The sequence below is a fragment of the Pseudomonas sp. R3-52-08 genome (assembly GCF_003851745.1).
Classification (GTDB): Bacteria; Pseudomonadota; Gammaproteobacteria; order Pseudomonadales; family Pseudomonadaceae; genus Aquipseudomonas.
In genome coordinates this window covers 3,090,680-3,108,030 of sequence record NZ_CP027730.1, presented here as the reverse complement: position 1 = coordinate 3,108,030, position 17,351 = coordinate 3,090,680, and the positions used below count along the sequence as shown (strand labels likewise).

Sequence of the window (17,351 nt, the reverse complement as noted above, 5' to 3'; positions counted from 1 at the left end):
GCGGAAATATGGTACGCCCGGGAAGCGCCGCGCGAGTCCTCTTCAAAGCGCTCGATGCGCGCGGTGATATCACTGGCGAACTTGACGATCTTCGATAATTTGCCGTCAGCGTCATACACCGGGTTATAGGTCGCTTCCAGCCAGACTACCCGTCCGTTTTTGCCGATACGTTTGAACTGACCGCTGAAAAACTCGCCGGCATTCAATCGACGCCAGAAGTCGCTGTATTCGCTGCTATTGACCAAGCTTGGCTCGCAAAACAGCCGGTGGTGCTTACCCTTGAGCTCGTTCAGGCCGTAGCCCATGGTGTGTAGAAAGTTGTCGTTGGCCGAGAGGATATTGCCCGTGAGGTCAAACTCAATTACAGCCATGGCGCGATCCAGCGCGGCCAGCTTGCCCTGCGCCAGCGCTTCTTGAGCGACTTTTTCAGTCACGTCCAATGCATACTTGACGATCCTGTTCACTTGGCCGCGCTCGTCGAGCACCGGGTTGTAACTGGCTTCAAGCCAGACATTCTGCCCCATCGCGTTAATTCGCTGGAAAGTCCCCGACACGAATGTACCGGCACGCAATTGCGCCCAAAACTGGCTGTAATCCGCGCTGCGAGTTAACGCAGGGGGGCAGAAGTCTCGATGCGACTTACCAAGCAATTGGTCGGCGCTATAGCCCATGGTGGCGAGAAAATTATCGTTGGCTCGCAGCACTTTGCCGTCCAGATCGAACTCGACCACCGCCATAGAGCGGCCCAGTGCTTCGAACAATCCCTTGTAACCCACTACTTCAGCCTTCCTGGCCTCCAGTTCATCTTTTATAGTTTTATTGAACATGGACTGACCCTCGGTTTACCGCCAACGGATACGACTTGAATAGGTATCGGCGGACAATCGGGCAACTGAATGGCGTCCTACACAATTATGATTTGACGTCAATAAACCGCGCTCTGATCACGCCTCATTCAACGTCAGCGCCATCTTCAACCGAAGATCCTTTTCCGCGAACGGCTTATGCAAAACCGGGCAGTCAGCAAACTCTTCCGGCAAACCGCTGGCTCCATACCCCGTGCTGAATAAAAACGGAATGTGGCGTGCACGCAAAACACTGGCAACCGGAAACACGCGTTCTCCCGCCAGGTTCACGTCCAGAATCGCCAGGTCGACGTCGAGCACACTGGCCTTTTCGAGTGCCTTCGCGAGTCGGGCCACGGAGGCGACTACCGTGCATCCCATGCCTTCGAGCATTTCCTCGATCAACATCGCGATGGCGCCCTCGTCTTCAACCAGCAGCACCCTGATCCCTGGGAACACGGTCATGGTGTGTTCTCAACGACCATGAACGAGAAGCGGCAATGAACGCCCTCATGGGCATAGTCGAGTTCAAAAGAACCGTCTAGATCACGCTCGATGCAGCGCTGCATCAAACGCGAACCCAACCCTTTGCGCTCTGGCGTGATCACCGCAGGGCCGCCCTCCTCGCGCCAGTCCAGGGTGAGTAGCGCGCCGTCCGGTTGGGGTTGAACGCTCCAGTTCACGTAAAGTGTCCCGGTCTCGTTCGACATCGAACCGTATTTCAGGGCGTTGATTGCCAGCTCATTGAGGGTCATGGTGAGGCTCAGGGCGACGCGGGTGTCCACATCAATGGCATCACCGGCGATCATGATGCGCCCAGGTTCATCGCCGAATACCGGCATTAGCACTTCATGGGCGAGCACGCTCAGTGGAGTGTGGCCCCAATGCCGCTTCGTCAGCAGGTCGTGGGCACGCGACAGTGCGAGCAGCCGGGCTTCGAAGCGGACATAGCCTTCGTTGGCGTCCCGCGCGCTGCGCGCTGTTTGCGCCGCCAGAGACTGGACCGTGGCCAGGGTGTTCTTGACCCTGTGATTGAGTTCATCGATCAGGTTTTTCTGTCGGTCTTCTGCCTGCTTTCGCTCAGTAATGTCCACGAGCATGTTGATCGCACCGATCAGGTTTCCGTCGGCATCGTGCAAAGGGGTCGGATACGGCGCAAAGGACACGCGAGTGCCGTCCGGGCGTTCCGCAATGGCCTCGACGCCCCGCACCGGCCGATTTTCCCTGAGCGCCACGGCCATGGGGCATTGGTCGTGAGGCAGATACGTGCCATCGGTGTTGAACAGTTTCCAGGTGACGCACCACAGGTCGCCCAGTTGCGGTGTGCGCCCCGACAACTCGACGGCCGCGCCGTTATAGAAGTTGATGCGCCCTTCGGCGTCGGTGGTGTAGACGGCCGCCGGCAGCGCCTCCAGCAGGTTGCGCATGTGTCGCTCGCTTTCGCGCACGCGGTGTTCCATCTCTCGGGCCAGCGTCACGTCCTGGATGACCCGCACGCCGTAGCGGAACCTGCCATCGGCAGCCCTTACCGATGAGCTGTGAATATCCAGATAGATCGGCTGGCCATCGAGCTTTACGGCACGTTTGCGCAACACGTAATTGTCCAGTTCGCCCGCCACCTGCCGTGCGTATAACGCCGCGTCCTGCTCGACACTGTCTGGATGGGTGTAGTCCAGGAAGGTCATCGCCAGCAGTTGTTCGCGAGACCGACCGAGCATGGTGCACAGGGCATCGTTCACCCGCAGCAGGCGACCGTCCTCCCCTGCTTCCGCAATGCCGATGGTCGCCGCCTCGTAAGTCGCCGCCAAGCGGTCATCGCTCTCCTGGCGCTCGGTTTCGGCGTCGTGCACGCGGGTCACGTCGATAGTGAAACAACGGGTATTGAAGAATTTGCCGTTTTCAAAGCGCCCATTGGAGGTAATCGCGACATGCTTGATGGTGCCGTTCTTGGCTTTAAGGCGCGCCGGATAGCTGTTCAGGCAATCGCCGCTGCCAAGCTTGGTGAGGATGTCACCGATAACCGGCTCATCCACATGGAATTCGGTGATGTGACGGCCGATGTACTCGTCCGCTGAATAGCCCAGCAGCGACAACTCGGCTTTGTTGGCCCGCAGAATAATGCCTTCGCCGCTGACGATATGAAGGCCCACGGCGCTGTTTTCGAAAAAGTCCTCAAGGTCGCAGCTTTTGCGTCGCAGCTCCTCGGCGATGGCGTGGTGCGTCGAGACATCCTGAAAGCAGTTGATTGCGCCCTGGATGTGTCCCTCCCGGTCTCTCAGCGTGCGGATACTCATGAGTGCCACAAATCGCGATCCGTCAGGGCGCTCGATCAAGACTTCCTGGTTACGCGCGCACTGGCCCGCCTTGAGGGTCGAGGCCATCGGGCATTCGTCAACGGCCAACGGCGTGCCATCTGTGGAATAAAGGCGATACGAACCGCAGAAGCGGTCTGCGCCCTCCCCCAGCGCCGGCGTCCTGCCCCACAGCTCGACCGCTTCGCTGTTGAATCGGACGAGCCACCCGTTGTGGTCACAGAGATAGATAGCCCCGGGAATGGCATCGAGCGTTTGAGTTCCCATCGCGACCAGCTTCTCGTACTCGCTGGGCTCGCGCGCGTCTCTGGGGCGCTCATCAAAATTCAACATCGTTCATTCCTCAAACACCTGATTGGAACGCATCTGTTTTCACCGTCTTGGGGCCTACTCTGCCTGAGACGGCGTTCCACTTCAGATAAATCTCATTTCACCCGCAAAGATCTTTTCTGAGCCTGCAATGGACGCTAGATCATTATGGGTTTCGGTAGTTCAGTAAAAATGGCGCATAGAGCCCACTACAAGATCTTGTAGGTGCCAAGCCTCTACAAGTCCTCTATAAAAACCCGCACTTGCCCCCTCCCCAAGGAACATCCTGTCATGCACATGGAAGAGCATACGCTGAGCGAAATGAGTGACGAGCTCAAACTCATGTTAGGTCGCTTTCGGCACGAACAATTCGTCGAGAAACTTGGATGGCGATTGCCCATCCAGCCGCATCAGGCCGGTTGTGAGTGGGACCAATACGACACGGAGCACGCCCGCTACCTCCTGGCGTTCAACGAGCATCATTGCATTGTAGGCTGCGCCCGCCTGATACCCACAATATTCCCCAACCTGCTGGAGGGCGTCTTCAGCCATACCTGCGCAGGCACACCGCCCAAGCATACCGCCATCTGGGAAATGACACGTTTCACCACCCGCGAACCGCAATTGGCCATGCCCTTGTTCTGGAAAAGTCTCAAGACCGCTCGCTTGGCAGGCGCCGATGCCATCGTCGGCATCGTCAACAGCACGATGGAGCGCTATTACAAAATCAATGGGGTCAACTACGAACGCCTGGGGCCGGTCACCCTGCACCAGGACGAAAAAATCCTCGCGATCAAACTCTCGGCTCACCGTGAACACCACCGTGGTGCGCGCATGCCTTCAGCCTTCACGTCCGGGGCGTTTCTGGAAGAGACCGCATGATACCGGCCGAGTCGTCCTGCTGGACGACTCGGCGCAGTCGATGAACCTCAGATATAGCCCAGCGCGACCGCGTAAGACACGGCCTGCACGCGGTTGCTGGCACCGAGTTTGCGTTGGATATTGCGGTGATGGTAATTCACGGTGTCGGTGCACACACCCATGATCACGCCAATTTCTTCCGAGGTCTTGCCGTCTGCGGTCCAGCGCAACACATCACATTCCCGCTCGCTGAACTCCACATCGGTGTTGAACGCACGAACGTCGCTTTCCAACTCGGAAATCTTCGCCAGGGCCGCCGCGGCAAACGCTTTGGTCACCGGCTTCAATGCTTCGAACTCCTGAAGACTGATGACGTTGTCCTTGCGTGCCAGGCTCAACACCCCGACACGCCCCTGGGTGTTGAACGAGGGCTGTGCCAGGCCGTGGCGTAGATTCGAATCGTTGGCTTCAGACCACAGCTGCGGGCAGCCCCGGAACAGCTCATTGCTCCACAAAATAGGGGCCGACGAGACTTTGCTGTGTTTCACCGTAGGGTCGATCGTTGCGTAGTTAGCTGCCTGATAGCGCTGTATCCAGTCTTCGGGATAATTGCTGTACATATGGGTTCTGGGCCGCATGAACGGCGTCACACTGCACATGCCATAAGCAAAGAAATCAAACCGCAGTTCACGCAAGACCCTCAATGAAACCGCCGTGAATTCCTCCATGTTCATGGTTTGCGCAAAGATACTGTAAAAATAAGCATCCCATCCCAACAGCTGTCCTAATTCCATTTTGAACACCTATAAAGCTCCAAAGGAGATATGAGACTAAACCAACCTGAACTCATGTCAAACACAAAATCCCAGCGCCATAGACTGCTTCGCACTAGCACTAGATTTCTTATGACTAACCCAACTAACTAGCCATAGGCCACTGTTTCTCGGCCGACGAATGAACCTGCCCATTCATAATACTGCAACAACCTATCCGACAGCCCGCACCGCACCACTCAGGCTTGAGCCACTACAAGATCTGGTAGTTCCAAGCCCCGGAAATGCGGGTGTATAAACAACACCGCTCGGAACAGCCGCGAAGGCACGACAGTTAAAACAACTGTTAGATACGGCCATGCGTAATTAACTAAATATTTACTTGATTTTTTAAACCTTAATCAACTAAGGAGAACGCTGCCCATGCCTGCTTCGCTTATCACTGGCGGTTTTAATGATCAGCTCGAACTTCGCCAAAAAAATCGCGCCACGGTTGAACAGTACATGCGCACTAACGGCGCAGATCGCCTGCGCCGGCATGAGCTGTTCACGCCGGATGGCAGCGGCGGCTCCTGGAACACCGAAACCGGTGAGCCCCTTGTGTTTAAAGGCCACGCGAAACTCGCCGCCCTCGGCGTGTGGCTGGACAAGTGCTTTCCAGACTGGCAATGGCACAACGTCCGGGTGTTTGAAACCGACAATCCCAACCATTTCTGGGTGGAAAGTGACGGCCGTGGCAAGTCCCTGGTGCCCGGTTACCCGGAGGGGTATTGCGAAAACCATTACATCCATTCCTTCGAGCTGGACAACGGCAAGATCACGCAAAACCGTGAATTCATGAACCCCTTCGAACAACTTCGCGCCTTGGGCATCCCGATTCCAAGCATCAAGCGTGAAGGGATCCCCGCCTCATAAGCCCTTTATCCATTGGAGATTGAGCATGTCTACTAGCGCAGCACAACAACTGACAACTAATGACACTGAACTACGTCGCAAGAACCGCGCCACGGTCGAGCAATACATGCGCACCAAAGGCCAGGGTCGCCTGCGTCGTCATGAACTATTCACTGAAGACGGTTCCGGCGGCTTATGGACCACGGATACCGGCGCCCCGATTGTAATCAGTGGCAAAGCCAAATTGGCCGAACACGCTGTTTGGTCACTCAAGTGCTTCCCGGATTGGGAATGGTACAACGTCAAGGTGTTTGAAACCGATGACCCTAACCATATTTGGGTCGAGTGCGATGGTCACGGCAAGATTCTCTTTCCGGGTTACCCGGAAGGTTATTACGAGAATCACTTCCTGCACTCTTTCGAACTGGAGGACGGCAAAGTAAAACGCAATCGTGAATTCATGAACGTCTTTCAACAACTGCGCGCCTTGGGTATTGCGGTACCGCACATCAAGCGTGAAGGCATCCCTACTTAATCCTTTGGGAGAGTGATCGCATCATGGAAGACTTACTGAAACGGGTTCTAAATTGTGAAGCGTTCCAGCAGCCTCAATGGAGCGAACCCTCACAATTGCATGACGCGCAGGCCTACCTCAGGGACAGCGCGTCACTGATTCGCGTCGAAGACATTCTGGTCCTGCGTGCCACCCTGGCGAGGGTCGCGGCTGGCGAAGCGATGATCATCCAGTGCGGCGACTGCGCCGAGGACATGGATGAAAGCGCGCCCAGCCATGTGACGCGCAAAGCCGCGGTGCTGGACATCCTGGCTGGTGCGTTCCGGCTGGTAACCCAGCAACCGGTGGTGCGGGTGGGGCGGATTGCCGGGCAGTTTGCCAAGCCGCGTTCCAACCACAGCGAACGCATCGGCGATGTCGAGTTGCCGGTGTATCGCGGTGACATGGTCAACGGTCGCGAGGCAGTCAGCGGCCATCGCCAGCATGATGCGCAACGCCTGGTGCGCGGCTATCGCGCCGCGCAGGACATCATGCAGCATCTGGGGTGGAAGGACCCGGCCGGCAAGGAGTCGCTCAGCGGTTCTCCCGCCTGGACCAGCCACGAAATGCTGGTGCTCGACTACGAACTGCCGCAAGTGCGCCAGGACGAGCAGGGCCGGGTATTTCTCGGCTCAACCCACTGGCCGTGGATTGGCGAGCGTACCCGCCAGTTGACCGGCGCTCACGTAGCCTTGCTCAGCGAAGTGCTCAACCCGGTGGCCTGCAAGGTCGGCCCGGACATCACCCAGGACCAGCTGCTGAGCCTGTGCTCGCGCCTGGACCCCAGGCGCGAGCCCGGCCGGCTGACGCTGATCGCCCGCATGGGCGCCCACAAGGTCGCCGACCGCCTGCCACCGCTGGTTGAAGCGGTGCGCCGTGCCGGCCACCAGATCATCTGGCTCAGCGACCCGATGCACGGCAACACCATCGTCGCGCCCTGCGGCAACAAGACCCGCATGGTGCAGACCATCACCGAGGAAATCACCGCCTTCAAACATGCCGTGATCTCCGCTGGTGGCGTGGCCGGCGGACTGCACCTGGAAACCACCCCGGATGACGTCAGCGAGTGCGCCTCCGATGCCGCCGGCCTGAACCAGGTTGCCAGCCACTACACAAGCCTGTGCGACCCGCGCCTGAACCCCAGGCAAGCCATTGCTGCGGTGATGGCCTGGCAAACCTGCCCTCCTCCACCCTTGGTTCCCTCTGACTGGAGTTTGTCGCCATGACCGGCATTCCATCGATCGTCCCTTACGCCCTGCCCACCTCCCGCGACCTGCCCTCCAACCTCGCGCAGTGGCGTATCGACCCCGAGCGCGCCGTGCTGTTGGTGCATGACATGCAGCGCTACTTCCTGCGGCCCTTGCCCCAGGCCCTGCGTGAAGAGGTCGTAAGCAATGCCGCGCGCATTCGCCAGTGGGCCGCCGACAACGACGTGCCAGTGGCCTACACCGCCCAACCGGGCAGCATGAACGCGGAGCAACGCGGGCTGCTCAAGGATTTCTGGGGCCCAGGCATGCAGGCCAGTCCGGCCGACCGCGAGGTGGTCGACGCCCTCACGCCCCAACCGGGTGACTGGCTGCTGACCAAGTGGCGCTACAGCGCCTTCTTCAATTCCGACTTGCTGCAACGCATGCACGCCGGCGAGCGCGATCAGTTGATCCTGTGCGGGGTGTATGCGCATGTCGGGGTACTGATTTCCAGCGTGGATGCCTACTCCAACGACATCCAACCCTTCCTCGTTGCCGACGCGATCGCCGACTTCAGCAAGGAGCATCACTGGATGGCCATGGAATACGCCGCCAGCCGTTGCGCCATGGTCGTCACCACCGACGAGGTGGTGCTATGAGCCAAGCCGCCGCCCGCCTCATGGAACGCATCCTGCAACCGACGCCCGAACCGTTTGCACTCTTGTATCGTCCGGAATCCAGCGGTCCCGGGCTGCTGAACGTGCTGATCGGCGAGATGTCGCAGCCGCAGGTACTGGCCGATATCGACTTGCCTGCCCCGTCGATCGGTGCCCCGCGCCTGGATGTACTGACGCTGATTCCCTACCGCCAGATTGCCGAACGCGGCTTCGAGGCGGTGGACGATGGGTCACCGTTGCTGGCGATGAACATCACCGAGCAGCAGTCCATCGGCATTGAGCAGTTGCTGGCGTTGCTGCCCAACGTGCCGATTCAATTGAACAACGAACGCTTCGACCTCAGCGACGCCACCTATGCCGACATTGTCAGCCAAGTGATCGCCAACGAAATCGGCTCCGGCGAAGGCGCCAACTTCGTGATCAAGCGCACCTTTCTGGCCGAGATCAGTGAGTACGGCCCGGCCAGTGCGCTGTCGTTCTTTCGTCATCTGCTGGAGCGGGAAAAAGGCGTTTATTGGACATTCATCATTCACACCGGCAGTCGCACCTTTGTCGGCGCGTCCCCCGAGCGCCACATCAGCGTCAAGGACGGGCTCGCGGTGATGAACCCCATCAGCGGCACCTATCGCTACCCTCCCGCCGGACCCAGCCTGACCGACGTCATGGACTTCCTGGCCGACCGCAAGGAGGCCGATGAGCTGTACATGGTGGTCGACGAAGAGCTGAAAATGATGGCGCGCATCTGTGAAGACGGCGGACACGTGCTCGGTCCTTACCTCAAGGAAATGACGCACCTGGCCCACACCGAGTACTTCATCGAAGGCAAGACCCGCCGCGATGTGCGCGAGATCCTGCACGAAACCCTGTTCGCCCCGACGGTTACCGGCAGCCCGCTGGAAAGCGCCTGCCGGGTGATCCAGCGCTATGAGCCGCAAGGCCGGGCGTACTACAGCGGCATGGCCGCGCTGATCGGCAGCGATGGTAAAGGCGGACGCTCCCTGGACTCGGCGATCCTGATTCGCACCGCCGACATCGATAACAGCGGGCAGGTACGCATCAGCGTGGGTTCGACCATCGTGCGCCACTCCGAGCCTCTGACCGAAGCTGCTGAAAGCCGGGCCAAGGCCGCCGGCCTGATCGCCGCACTGAAAAACCAGGCACCTTCGCGCTTCGGTGGCCATCTGCAGGTGCGCGCAGCATTGGCCAGCCGCAATGCCTACGTCTCGGATTTCTGGTTGATGGACAGCCAGCAGCGCCAACAAACCCAGGCCGACTTCAGCGGGCGACATGTGCTGATCGTCGACGCCGAAGACACCTTCACCTCGATGATCGCCAAACAGCTGCGGGCGCTGGGCCTGGTGGTGACGGTGTGCAGCTTCAGCGACGAGTACAGTTTTGACGGTTACGACCTGGTGATCATGGGCCCTGGCCCTGGCAACCCGAGCGATGTTCAACTGCCGAAAATCGACCATCTGCACGTGGCCATCCGTTCCTTGCTCAGCCAGCAGCGGCCGTTCCTGGCGGTGTGCCTGAGTCATCAGGTGCTGAGCCTGTGCCTGGGCCTGCAATTGCAACGCAAGGCCATTCCCAACCAGGGCGTGCAAAAACAGATTGACCTGTTCGGCAACGCCGAACGGGTGGGTTTCTACAACACATTCGCGGCCCAAAGCTCCAGTGATCGCCTGGACATCGACGGCATCGGCACGGTCGAGATCAGCCGCGACAGCGAGACCGGCGAGGTCCATGCCCTGCGCGGGCCGTCGTTTGCCTCCATGCAGTTTCATGCCGAGTCGCTGCTGACCCAGGAAGGCCCGCGCATCATCGCCGACCTGCTGCGGCACGCCCTCATCCACGCACCTGTCGACAGCACCGTTTCGGCCGCCGGGAGATAACCATGCACAACTACGTCATCATCGACGCCTTTGCCAGCGTGCCGCTGGAAGGCAATCCGGTCGCGGTGTTCTTTGACGCCGACGACTTGCCGGCCCCGCAGATGCAACGCATCGCCCGAGAAATGAACCTGTCGGAGACTACCTTCGTGCTCAAGCCACGTAATGGTGGGGATGCGCTGATCCGGATTTTCACCCCGGTCAACGAACTGCCCTTCGCCGGCCACCCGTTGCTGGGTACGGCCATTGCCCTGGGTGCGCACACCGACAATCACCGGCTGTACCTGGAAACCGAAATGGGCACCATCGCTTTTGAACTCGAGCGCCAGAACGGCAGCGTGATCGCCGCCAGCATGGACCAGCCGATCCCGACCTGGACGGCCCTGGGCCGCGACGCCGAATTGCTCGAGGCGCTGGGCATCAGCGAGTCGACCTTTCCCATCGAGATTTATCACAACGGCCCGCGCCATGTGTTCGTCGGCCTGCCGAGCATTGCAGCCTTGTCGGCCCTGCATCCCGATCACCGTGCGCTGTCCAGCTTCCACGACATGGCCATCAACTGTTTCGCCGGCGCGGGACGGCATTGGCGCAGCCGGATGTTCTCGCCGGCCTACGGCGTGGTCGAGGATGCAGCCACCGGTTCTGCTGCCGGGCCGTTGGCGATTCACCTGGCGCGCCATGGCCAGATAGCGTTCGGCCAACCCGTGGAGATTTTGCAGGGCGTGGAAATCGGCCGCCCTTCACTGATGTTCGCCAAAGCCGAGGGCCGCGCCGATCAACTGACGCGAGTCGAAGTATCCGGTCATGGCGTCACGTTCGGACGCGGGAGCATCGTGTTATGAATCTTTCACTGCAAGGCAAGCCGCTGCTGGGTAAAGGCATGTCGGAATCCCTCACCGGCACACTGGATGCGCCCTTCCGCGAATATCAGACACTGCCCGCCGACCCCATGAGCGTGCTGCACAACTGGCTGGAGCGTGCCCGCCGCGTGGGCATCCGCGAACCCAAGGCCCTGGCGCTGGCCACCGCCGACCGCCAGGGCCGGCCCTCCACGCGGATCGTGGTCATCAGTGAAATCAGCGACGCCGGGCTGTTGTTCAGCACCCATGCTGGCAGCCAGAAAGGCCGTGAACTGACCGACAACCCGTGGGCGTCGGGTGTGCTGTATTGGCGCGAGACCAGTCAGCAGATCATCCTCAATGGCCAGGCCGTGCGCCTGCCAGATGCCAAGGCCGATGAAGCGTGGCTCAAGCGCCCGTATGCGACGCACCCGATGTCATCGGTATCGCACCAGAGTGAAGAACTGCAGGATGTGCAAGCCATGCGCAACGCCGCCAGGCAGCTGGCCGAGGCGCAAGGCCCGCTGCCGCGTCCCGAGGGGTATTGCGTGTTCGAGTTGCGGCTTGAATCGCTGGAGTTCTGGGGGAATGGGCAGGAGCGGTTGCATGAGCGATTGCGCTATGACCGCAGCGATACGGGCTGGAGGGTGCGGCGTTTGCAGCCCTGATTTATGGGTGGGCGCTGCGCGATTGCAGCGCCTGGTTTTGGAGTTATTTCTCCGCCCCAACGCAGGCAAGCCCTGGCGCCCGCCAGTTAAGGCTCGCTCCTACAATGAACCACTTTCGCTTAACTGATCGGCATTGGGGTGCGTTCGCCCGCCACAAGGTCGAGTTGTCCTCGCTCGCAGCGCTGTGACCGTTTCACTGACATCCCCATTTGTCGTTAGCTAGGAGACATAACGCTGACGCCTAACCCACCACCACCGATTTAGCCTCAAGAAACGCTTCCAGGCCATGCACGCCAAACTCTCTGCCTATCCCCGACTGCTTCACTCCGCCAAAGGGTGCGAGTAATTCTGGAGTGGCACGATTGATCAAGACGGTGCCAGCCTCAAGCTGGGAGGCCATACGCTTGGCGCGGTCGAGATCTTTACCGAAGATATAGGCCTGCAGTCCGTAAATGGTGTCATTGGCAATCTCGACAGCCTGTTCCTCGGAGTCGTAGGTCATGATTGACAGCACCGGCCCGAATATCTCTTCCTGCGCGATCGCCATTGAACTCGTCACATCGGCAAATACCGTTGGTTTGACAAAGTAGCCTCTGTCGATGCCGTCCGGGCGCCCTGCCCCGCCAGCGACGAGTCGGGCCCCCTGTTCCAAGCCCTGGCGGATGAAATGCTGGACTCGATCAAACTGCGCTGCACTGGCCAGCGGCCCCAGGCTGGTATCGGGACGCCATGGATCGCCCACCACCAACCCATCAACACAGGCCTTCACGGCAGCAACGACCTCGTCTGCCCGCTGGCTCGGCACCAGGAGTCGCGAGCCAGCGACACAGGCCTGGCCGTTGTTCATGAACGCGGCATTCACGATCATCGGGATGGCACTCGCCAAATCTGCATCCTCCAGCAGAATCGAGGTGCACTTGCCGGTCAACGACAGGCTCACCCGCTTCAGGCTGTCGAGGCCTGCACGCGCAATCAACTTGCCGGTTGGGGTAGAGCCCGTGAATGAAATCTTCGCAACCGTCGGGTTGGTGCTCAGTTCATCTCCAACGTCGTGCCCTCTGCCCAGCAAGACATTGAACAGTCCATCCGGTAACCCCGCGCTGTGAAGCGCCTCGGTAATCACCTGTGTCTGGAGGGGGCTGAGCTCGCTGGGCTTGATCACAGAGGTACAACCTGCGGCGATAGCCGAGGCCAATTTGCTGCAGACGGTTCCGGCGACACTGTTCCACGGCACAATCAGCGCTGCGACACCCACCGGCTCCATTGATACCCGCGCCGCGCCGATTGTTCGCACCAGAGGGTAGTCTTCAAGCGTCTGGATAGCATTCGCAAAGCTCTGCGAGACGTACTGGCTTACCCATTGAGTACGCGAGTAGACCCCGCCGTACTCTTCAATGGCAGAGTCGCGAATGCTATCGGCGTTCCTTAATACCGCAGCTTGCAGCGCTCTGAGCATGTCAATCCGCTGCGTCTTAGGACTTCTGGCGAATAAACGTTGGGCCCGCGCGGCTGCTTCGATGGCCAGCACCGCATCTTCGCGGTTTGCCAGCGTGACCGTCCCGAGGACGTTCTCGGTCGTGGGAGAAATAATCGGCAAGCTCTCCGTGCCCCGAACCGGGACAAATGTGCCGTCTATATAGCTCGTGCTGAGGGTGTACATAGGCTTCACCTTGGGGGCTTTATAGGGCGCTCATTTCGCCGTCGCGGCTCTTTCGATCAAGCGTGCAACGGGCGCCGGGTTTGAAACCATCACCACATGGGAGGCGCCCTTCACCACCTCCACGGCTTTAGCCTCCGCTCGCTTGGCCATGAAGGCCAGTGCCTGGGGCGGAATGTTCTTGTCCTTGTCGCCGTAGATAGCCCAGCTTGGAATGTGCTTCCACGCTGGCGTGGCAAACGGCTCATGCAGCGCGGCTTCGGTGACCGGACGCTGGGTGGCGGCCATCACTGCCGCTTCAGCCGCGGGCACGTCAGCGGCGAATTGCGCGTGGAATTTGTCCTGCTGAATGTACAGATCCTTGCCACCCTCACTCAACGGCACCGGTGCCGCGAGGGTCGGCCCCAAGGTGCTGCCGGGAAACTTGCCAGCCAGGCCGGCGACCGTTTCGCCGGTGTCGGGAGCGAACGCACTCACGTAGACCAGCGCCTTGACGTTGGCCTGGTCATTGGCCGCTTCGCTGATGACGTTGCCGCCGTAGGAATGCCCCACCAGCACAACGGGCGACTTGATACTCGCGATCAGCGAGGCGACGGATGCGGCATCACTTTTCACACTGCGCAACGGGTTTGCCGCGGCGACAACGGTGTAGCCATCCTTTTCGAGGATATTGACCACGCCGTTCCAGCTCGAGGCGTCGGCGAAGGCGCCGTGAACAAGCACGACCGTCGGCTTCACAGTCTGCGCGAACGCGTCAGCACCGACCAACACAGAGGCAGCGACTGCCAGCGAGGCAATGATTTTCTTCATGGAGAACTCCTTGAACTTGGGGTTATGGGGCGTACCGGGTGAACACGAAATCATGGTTTTTGACGCGCGCTTGATGGCAGGCAAAACACGTCTCGTGCTGAGCCTGGTCGACCGCTTTGCCGTTGATAAAACGCCCAAAGCCCCAACCACCGGTCGCCGCGTACTGCTTCGAATCCTTCACCATGACTTGAACCGTGGTGGCCGCACCGGGTATTGAGGCGGGCTCGAACTCGGGTGATTGGACGTGCTTCCACGCCAGTTTCACCAGCACCGTGCCATCGGGAAACGGCAGCGCTGAATCCTGGTAGGCCTTGATTGCCAGGTTATTGCCGACCACGGCGCGCAGTTCATCCAAGGGCGCGGCTTCCTGCGCTGGCGCAATCAGCGGCCACTGGCGATAGCCTTCGGGAATCTTCACGCCGTAGATCGGCGAAGCGTCACCGCCAGCGGAATCGCCCGCTGCGACGCCAGCGACGGTGAGCGCAAGCGCTGCAACAGCCCCGGACAGATGCATGAGTTTCATGGTGACGCTCCCTGTCAGAGATGATCGGCGTCAATCACCGCCTGGGCGAAAGCCTGCGGCGCTTCCTGAGGCAGGTTGTGGCCTATTCCACCGCTGATAAGGCGGTACTCATACTTGCCGGTGAATCGTTTTGCATACGCTTCAGCCGGTGGATGGGGCGCACCGTTCGCGTCGCCTTCCATCGTGATGGTCGGCACGCTGATGGAAGGGAATGCCGCCAGCTTCTTCTCGATCGCGTCGTACTTGGGCTCGCCTTTGATCAGGTCCAAGCGCCAGCGGTAGTTGAACATCGACACGGCCACGTGATCCGGGTTTTGCAGGGATGCCGCGCTGCGGTCAAACGTGGCGTCGTCGAAATTCCACTTTGGCGACGCCAGCTTCCAGATGAGCTTGGCGAAGTCATGGGTGTTTTTCTCGTAGCCCAGACGCCCGCGCTCGGTTGCGAAGTAGAACTGGTACCACCACTGCAACTCGGCGGCGGGTGGCAGTGGGACTTTGCCCGCTTCCTGGCTGCCGATCAGGTAACCACTGACCGCCACCAGGGCTTTCACGCGCTCCGGCCATAGTGCGGCAACGATATCGGCAGTGCGGGCGCCCCAGTCGAATCCACCCAGCACGGCTTTGTTGATTTTCAGTGCGTCCATGAAGTCGATCAGGTCGGTGGCCAGCGCAGCGGGTTGCCCATTGCGAACGGTTTTGGCCGAGAGAAAATGCGTGTCGCCATACCCACGGGCAGACGGGATCAACACCCGATAGCCCTTGTCCGCCAAAGCCGGCGCGACATCAGCGAAGGCGTTGATATCGTAGGGCCAGCCGTGCAGCAAAATAACCACCGGGCCATCGGCGGGGCCGAGTTCCGCGTAGGAAACGTCCAGCAGACCCGCTTTCACATGCTTGAGGTCACCCAGCGAAGTGTGAGCGCCCGGCGTAATAGCGGCCACCGTGGAGGCCGGTACGTCAGCAGCGCTGGCCTGGGCAAACCCTGCCGCCACGGCGCCGAATTGCAGCAACGCTGCTGCCAGTAGCGAGGGGGCAAAACCCTGCAGGCGGCCGGATTTATTCTGGTTGTTCAGCAAGGTCATCTCCATGATGTTTCTCCGTAGCGAGCCGCCGCATAACGGCCCGGTGTATTGACAGGGTTGGGTAGGCGTTACTGAGCGGTCTTCGTTACGCCGAGCTTGGCGCGCAGTGGCCGGAAGGCCTCACGCAATTCTTCGCTGAATAGTTGCGGTTGTTCCCAGGAAGCGAAGTGGCCGCCCTTGTTAACCTGGTTGTAGTAGGCCAGTGAGGGATAAGCGCGTTGCGCCCAGCTTTTGGGTGCCTGATAGATTTCGTGGGGGAAGACCGTGATCGCCACCGGCACCTTGATGCTTGTAGTTTTCTGCGCGGCGGCGCTGAAATTGTTGTTGTTGTTTTCCCAGTAAAAACGCGATGACGATGCGCCGACGTTCGTCAGCCAATACAGGCTGATGTCGTCCAGCATCTCGTCACGGCTGAGTACCCGCTCAGGCTGACCGTCACTGTCGGTCCAGGCGGCGAACTTTTCATACATCCACGCCGCCGTACCGGTGGGCGAGTCGGCCAGCAGGTAGCCGATGGTCTGCGGGCGGGTCACCATCATTGCGCCGTATGCCGCGTTGCGACCGAAGAAGCTACTCAGGGACTCAAACGCCCTCCGTTCAGGCTCGCTGAGCCCGACAGGTGCCGGGTCGCCACTGTTGATCGGCTTGACCAACTCAGGCGGGATGGTGGCCGGCATGTTCAAGTGAATGCCCAACAGACCCGGCGGATTCAGGCGACCCAGCGCATCCGATATCACCGAGCCGTGATCACCACCCTGGGAAACATAGCGGGAGTATCCGAGACGCTTCATGAGCACATCCCACGCCTTCGCGACGCGATCCGGCCCCCAGCCCAATTCAGTGGGCTTGCCGGAAAAGCCGTGACCGGGGATCGAGGGAATGATCACGTCGAACGAATCTTCGACCTTACCGCCGTAAGCCACAGGGTCGGTCAGCGGGCCGATGGTCTTCAGGAACTCGAACTGCGAGCCCGGCCATCCGTGTGTCAGGAGCAGCGGCATTGCATTCGGGTTGCGCGAGCGGACATGGATGAACTGAATATCCACGCCGTCAATGGTGGTGATGAATTCAGGCAGCGCATTGAGCTTCGCTTCGGCCTTACGCCAGTCATAGCCGTTGCCCCAATACTTCACCAACGCCTGAACCTGGGCCAGCTGCACGCCTTGGGAGACGTCATTGACCGTCTCTTTATCTGGCCAGCGGGTCGCGGCGATGCGCTGTTTGAGATCGGTCAGTTGAGCTTCATCGACATGAATTCGGTAAGTCCGGATCGATTCGGGTTGGATCGTGGCCGAACTGGCAACTGACGCTTCGGCGGCCCAGGCACCGCCGCTGCCTGCGACCAGGGCCAAACCAAACACGCCCATCCTCGCGGGGTTTTTCCAGGGCATAACGAGATCTCCGAGCGTTAGATGAGCCATCAGTTGGAGAGGGGCTGCGCCTTCTCGATGGGTTCATTTAACGCCCCGCAG

At 59.9% G+C, this 17,351-nt stretch carries 16 protein-coding genes and 1 pseudogene; 8 read left to right on the top strand and 9 right to left on the bottom strand.

Annotation, left to right across the window (positions count from 1 at the left end):
* Positions 1–107 precede the first annotated feature (107 nt).
* From C4J91_RS28165 to C4J91_RS14115, 3 genes and pseudogenes are all read right to left on the bottom strand, one after another.
* A pseudogene (locus tag C4J91_RS28165) lies at positions 108–737 on the bottom strand (PAS domain-containing protein); the annotation flags it as partial.
* A gap of 207 nt (positions 738–944) precedes the next feature.
* A complete protein-coding gene (locus tag C4J91_RS14120; protein WP_124362898.1) occupies positions 945–1,310 on the bottom strand; it encodes a response regulator in 366 nt (121 codons plus the stop codon).
* Complete coding sequence (locus tag C4J91_RS14115; RefSeq protein WP_124362897.1) at positions 1,307–3,490, bottom strand: PAS domain S-box protein; 2,184 nt, start codon at positions 3,488–3,490, stop codon at positions 1,307–1,309. The genes C4J91_RS14120 and C4J91_RS14115 overlap by 4 nt, the downstream gene beginning before the upstream one ends.
* 267 nt (positions 3,491–3,757) lie before the next feature.
* On the opposite strand from C4J91_RS14115, the gene C4J91_RS14110 reads away from it, so the two are divergent.
* Positions 3,758–4,348: an acyl-homoserine-lactone synthase gene (locus C4J91_RS14110; RefSeq protein ID WP_124362896.1), complete on the top strand. Its 591-nt coding sequence runs from the start codon at positions 3,758–3,760 to the stop codon at positions 4,346–4,348.
* A 47-nt stretch (positions 4,349–4,395) separates the two neighbouring features.
* On the opposite strand, the gene C4J91_RS14105 is transcribed toward C4J91_RS14110, so the two are convergent.
* Complete coding sequence (locus tag C4J91_RS14105) at positions 4,396–5,121, bottom strand: autoinducer binding domain-containing protein (RefSeq protein WP_124365155.1); 726 nt, start codon at positions 5,119–5,121, stop codon at positions 4,396–4,398.
* Positions 5,122–5,523: 402 nt separating this feature from the next.
* On the opposite strand from C4J91_RS14105, the gene C4J91_RS14100 reads away from it, so the two are divergent.
* From C4J91_RS14100 to phzG, 7 genes are read left to right on the top strand one after another with little or no spacing between them, the layout of a single operon-like run.
* Positions 5,524–6,015 (top strand): PhzA/PhzB family protein, encoded by a 492-nt coding sequence (locus C4J91_RS14100; RefSeq protein WP_124362895.1) that lies wholly within the window; start codon positions 5,524–5,526, stop codon positions 6,013–6,015.
* A gap of 25 nt (positions 6,016–6,040) precedes the next feature.
* Positions 6,041–6,529, top strand: a complete 489-nt coding sequence (locus C4J91_RS14095) for a PhzA/PhzB family protein (RefSeq protein WP_124362894.1) — start codon at positions 6,041–6,043, stop codon at positions 6,527–6,529.
* A 23-nt stretch (positions 6,530–6,552) separates the two neighbouring features.
* Positions 6,553–7,773, top strand: a complete 1,221-nt coding sequence (locus C4J91_RS14090) for a 3-deoxy-7-phosphoheptulonate synthase (RefSeq protein ID WP_124362893.1) — start codon at positions 6,553–6,555, stop codon at positions 7,771–7,773.
* Positions 7,770–8,393: an isochorismatase family protein gene (locus tag C4J91_RS14085; protein WP_124362892.1), complete on the top strand. Its 624-nt coding sequence runs from the start codon at positions 7,770–7,772 to the stop codon at positions 8,391–8,393. Before C4J91_RS14090 ends, C4J91_RS14085 begins: the two co-directional genes overlap by 4 nt.
* Before the next feature lie 20 nt (positions 8,394–8,413).
* Positions 8,414–10,303, top strand: a complete 1,890-nt coding sequence (locus tag C4J91_RS14080; RefSeq protein WP_372238314.1) for an anthranilate synthase family protein — start codon at positions 8,414–8,416, stop codon at positions 10,301–10,303.
* 2 nt (positions 10,304–10,305) lie between these two features.
* Positions 10,306–11,142: a PhzF family phenazine biosynthesis protein gene (locus tag C4J91_RS14075; RefSeq protein WP_124362890.1), complete on the top strand. Its 837-nt coding sequence runs from the start codon at positions 10,306–10,308 to the stop codon at positions 11,140–11,142.
* Positions 11,139–11,807, top strand: a complete 669-nt coding sequence (gene phzG, locus C4J91_RS14070) for a phenazine biosynthesis FMN-dependent oxidase PhzG (protein WP_124362889.1) — start codon at positions 11,139–11,141, stop codon at positions 11,805–11,807. Before C4J91_RS14075 ends, phzG begins: the two co-directional genes overlap by 4 nt.
* Before the next feature lie 241 nt (positions 11,808–12,048).
* Here phzG and C4J91_RS14065 read toward each other — a convergent pair whose 3' ends face one another.
* From C4J91_RS14065 to C4J91_RS14045, 5 genes are all read right to left on the bottom strand, one after another.
* On the bottom strand, positions 12,049–13,467 hold the full coding sequence (locus C4J91_RS14065; protein WP_124362888.1) for an aldehyde dehydrogenase family protein: 1,419 nt from the start codon (positions 13,465–13,467) through the stop codon (positions 12,049–12,051).
* A 30-nt stretch (positions 13,468–13,497) separates the two neighbouring features.
* On the bottom strand, positions 13,498–14,274 hold the full coding sequence (locus C4J91_RS14060; RefSeq protein ID WP_124362887.1) for an alpha/beta fold hydrolase: 777 nt from the start codon (positions 14,272–14,274) through the stop codon (positions 13,498–13,500).
* A 22-nt stretch (positions 14,275–14,296) separates the two neighbouring features.
* Positions 14,297–14,797: a cytochrome P460 family protein gene (locus C4J91_RS14055; RefSeq protein WP_124362886.1), complete on the bottom strand. Its 501-nt coding sequence runs from the start codon at positions 14,795–14,797 to the stop codon at positions 14,297–14,299.
* Positions 14,798–14,811: 14 nt separating this feature from the next.
* Positions 14,812–15,885: an alpha/beta fold hydrolase gene (locus C4J91_RS14050; protein ID WP_124362885.1), complete on the bottom strand. Its 1,074-nt coding sequence runs from the start codon at positions 15,883–15,885 to the stop codon at positions 14,812–14,814.
* Between the two features lie 62 nt (positions 15,886–15,947).
* Positions 15,948–17,270 carry an epoxide hydrolase family protein gene (locus C4J91_RS14045; RefSeq protein ID WP_256681578.1) on the bottom strand — a complete coding sequence of 441 codons (1,323 nt, stop codon included), beginning with the start codon at positions 17,268–17,270 and terminating at the stop codon, positions 15,948–15,950.
* Between the last annotated feature and the right edge of the window lie 81 nt (positions 17,271–17,351).

Bases quoted from the DNA above. Each gene is read 5' to 3' on its own strand.
- C4J91_RS14120 (WP_124362898.1), bottom strand. From the start codon at position 1,310: ATGACCGTGTTCCCAGGGATCAGGGTGCTGCTGGTTGAAGACGAGGGC.
- C4J91_RS14115 (WP_124362897.1), bottom strand. From the start codon at position 3,490: ATGTTGAATTTTGATGAGCGCCCCAGAGACGCGCGCGAGCCCAGCGAG.
- C4J91_RS14110 (WP_124362896.1), top strand. From the start codon at position 3,758: ATGCACATGGAAGAGCATACGCTGAGCGAAATGAGTGACGAGCTCAAA.
- C4J91_RS14105 (WP_124365155.1), bottom strand. From the start codon at position 5,121: ATGGAATTAGGACAGCTGTTGGGATGGGATGCTTATTTTTACAGTATC.
- C4J91_RS14100 (WP_124362895.1), top strand. From the start codon at position 5,524: ATGCCTGCTTCGCTTATCACTGGCGGTTTTAATGATCAGCTCGAACTT.
- C4J91_RS14095 (WP_124362894.1), top strand. From the start codon at position 6,041: ATGTCTACTAGCGCAGCACAACAACTGACAACTAATGACACTGAACTA.
- C4J91_RS14090 (WP_124362893.1), top strand. From the start codon at position 6,553: ATGGAAGACTTACTGAAACGGGTTCTAAATTGTGAAGCGTTCCAGCAG.
- C4J91_RS14085 (WP_124362892.1), top strand. From the start codon at position 7,770: ATGACCGGCATTCCATCGATCGTCCCTTACGCCCTGCCCACCTCCCGC.
- C4J91_RS14080 (WP_372238314.1), top strand. From the start codon at position 8,414: ATGGAACGCATCCTGCAACCGACGCCCGAACCGTTTGCACTCTTGTAT.
- C4J91_RS14075 (WP_124362890.1), top strand. From the start codon at position 10,306: ATGCACAACTACGTCATCATCGACGCCTTTGCCAGCGTGCCGCTGGAA.
- phzG (WP_124362889.1), top strand. From the start codon at position 11,139: ATGAATCTTTCACTGCAAGGCAAGCCGCTGCTGGGTAAAGGCATGTCG.
- C4J91_RS14065 (WP_124362888.1), bottom strand. From the start codon at position 13,467: ATGTACACCCTCAGCACGAGCTATATAGACGGCACATTTGTCCCGGTT.
- C4J91_RS14060 (WP_124362887.1), bottom strand. From the start codon at position 14,274: ATGAAGAAAATCATTGCCTCGCTGGCAGTCGCTGCCTCTGTGTTGGTC.
- C4J91_RS14055 (WP_124362886.1), bottom strand. From the start codon at position 14,797: ATGAAACTCATGCATCTGTCCGGGGCTGTTGCAGCGCTTGCGCTCACC.
- C4J91_RS14050 (WP_124362885.1), bottom strand. From the start codon at position 15,885: ATGGAGATGACCTTGCTGAACAACCAGAATAAATCCGGCCGCCTGCAG.
- C4J91_RS14045 (WP_256681578.1), bottom strand. From the start codon at position 17,270: ATGCCCTGGAAAAACCCCGCGAGGATGGGCGTGTTTGGTTTGGCCCTG.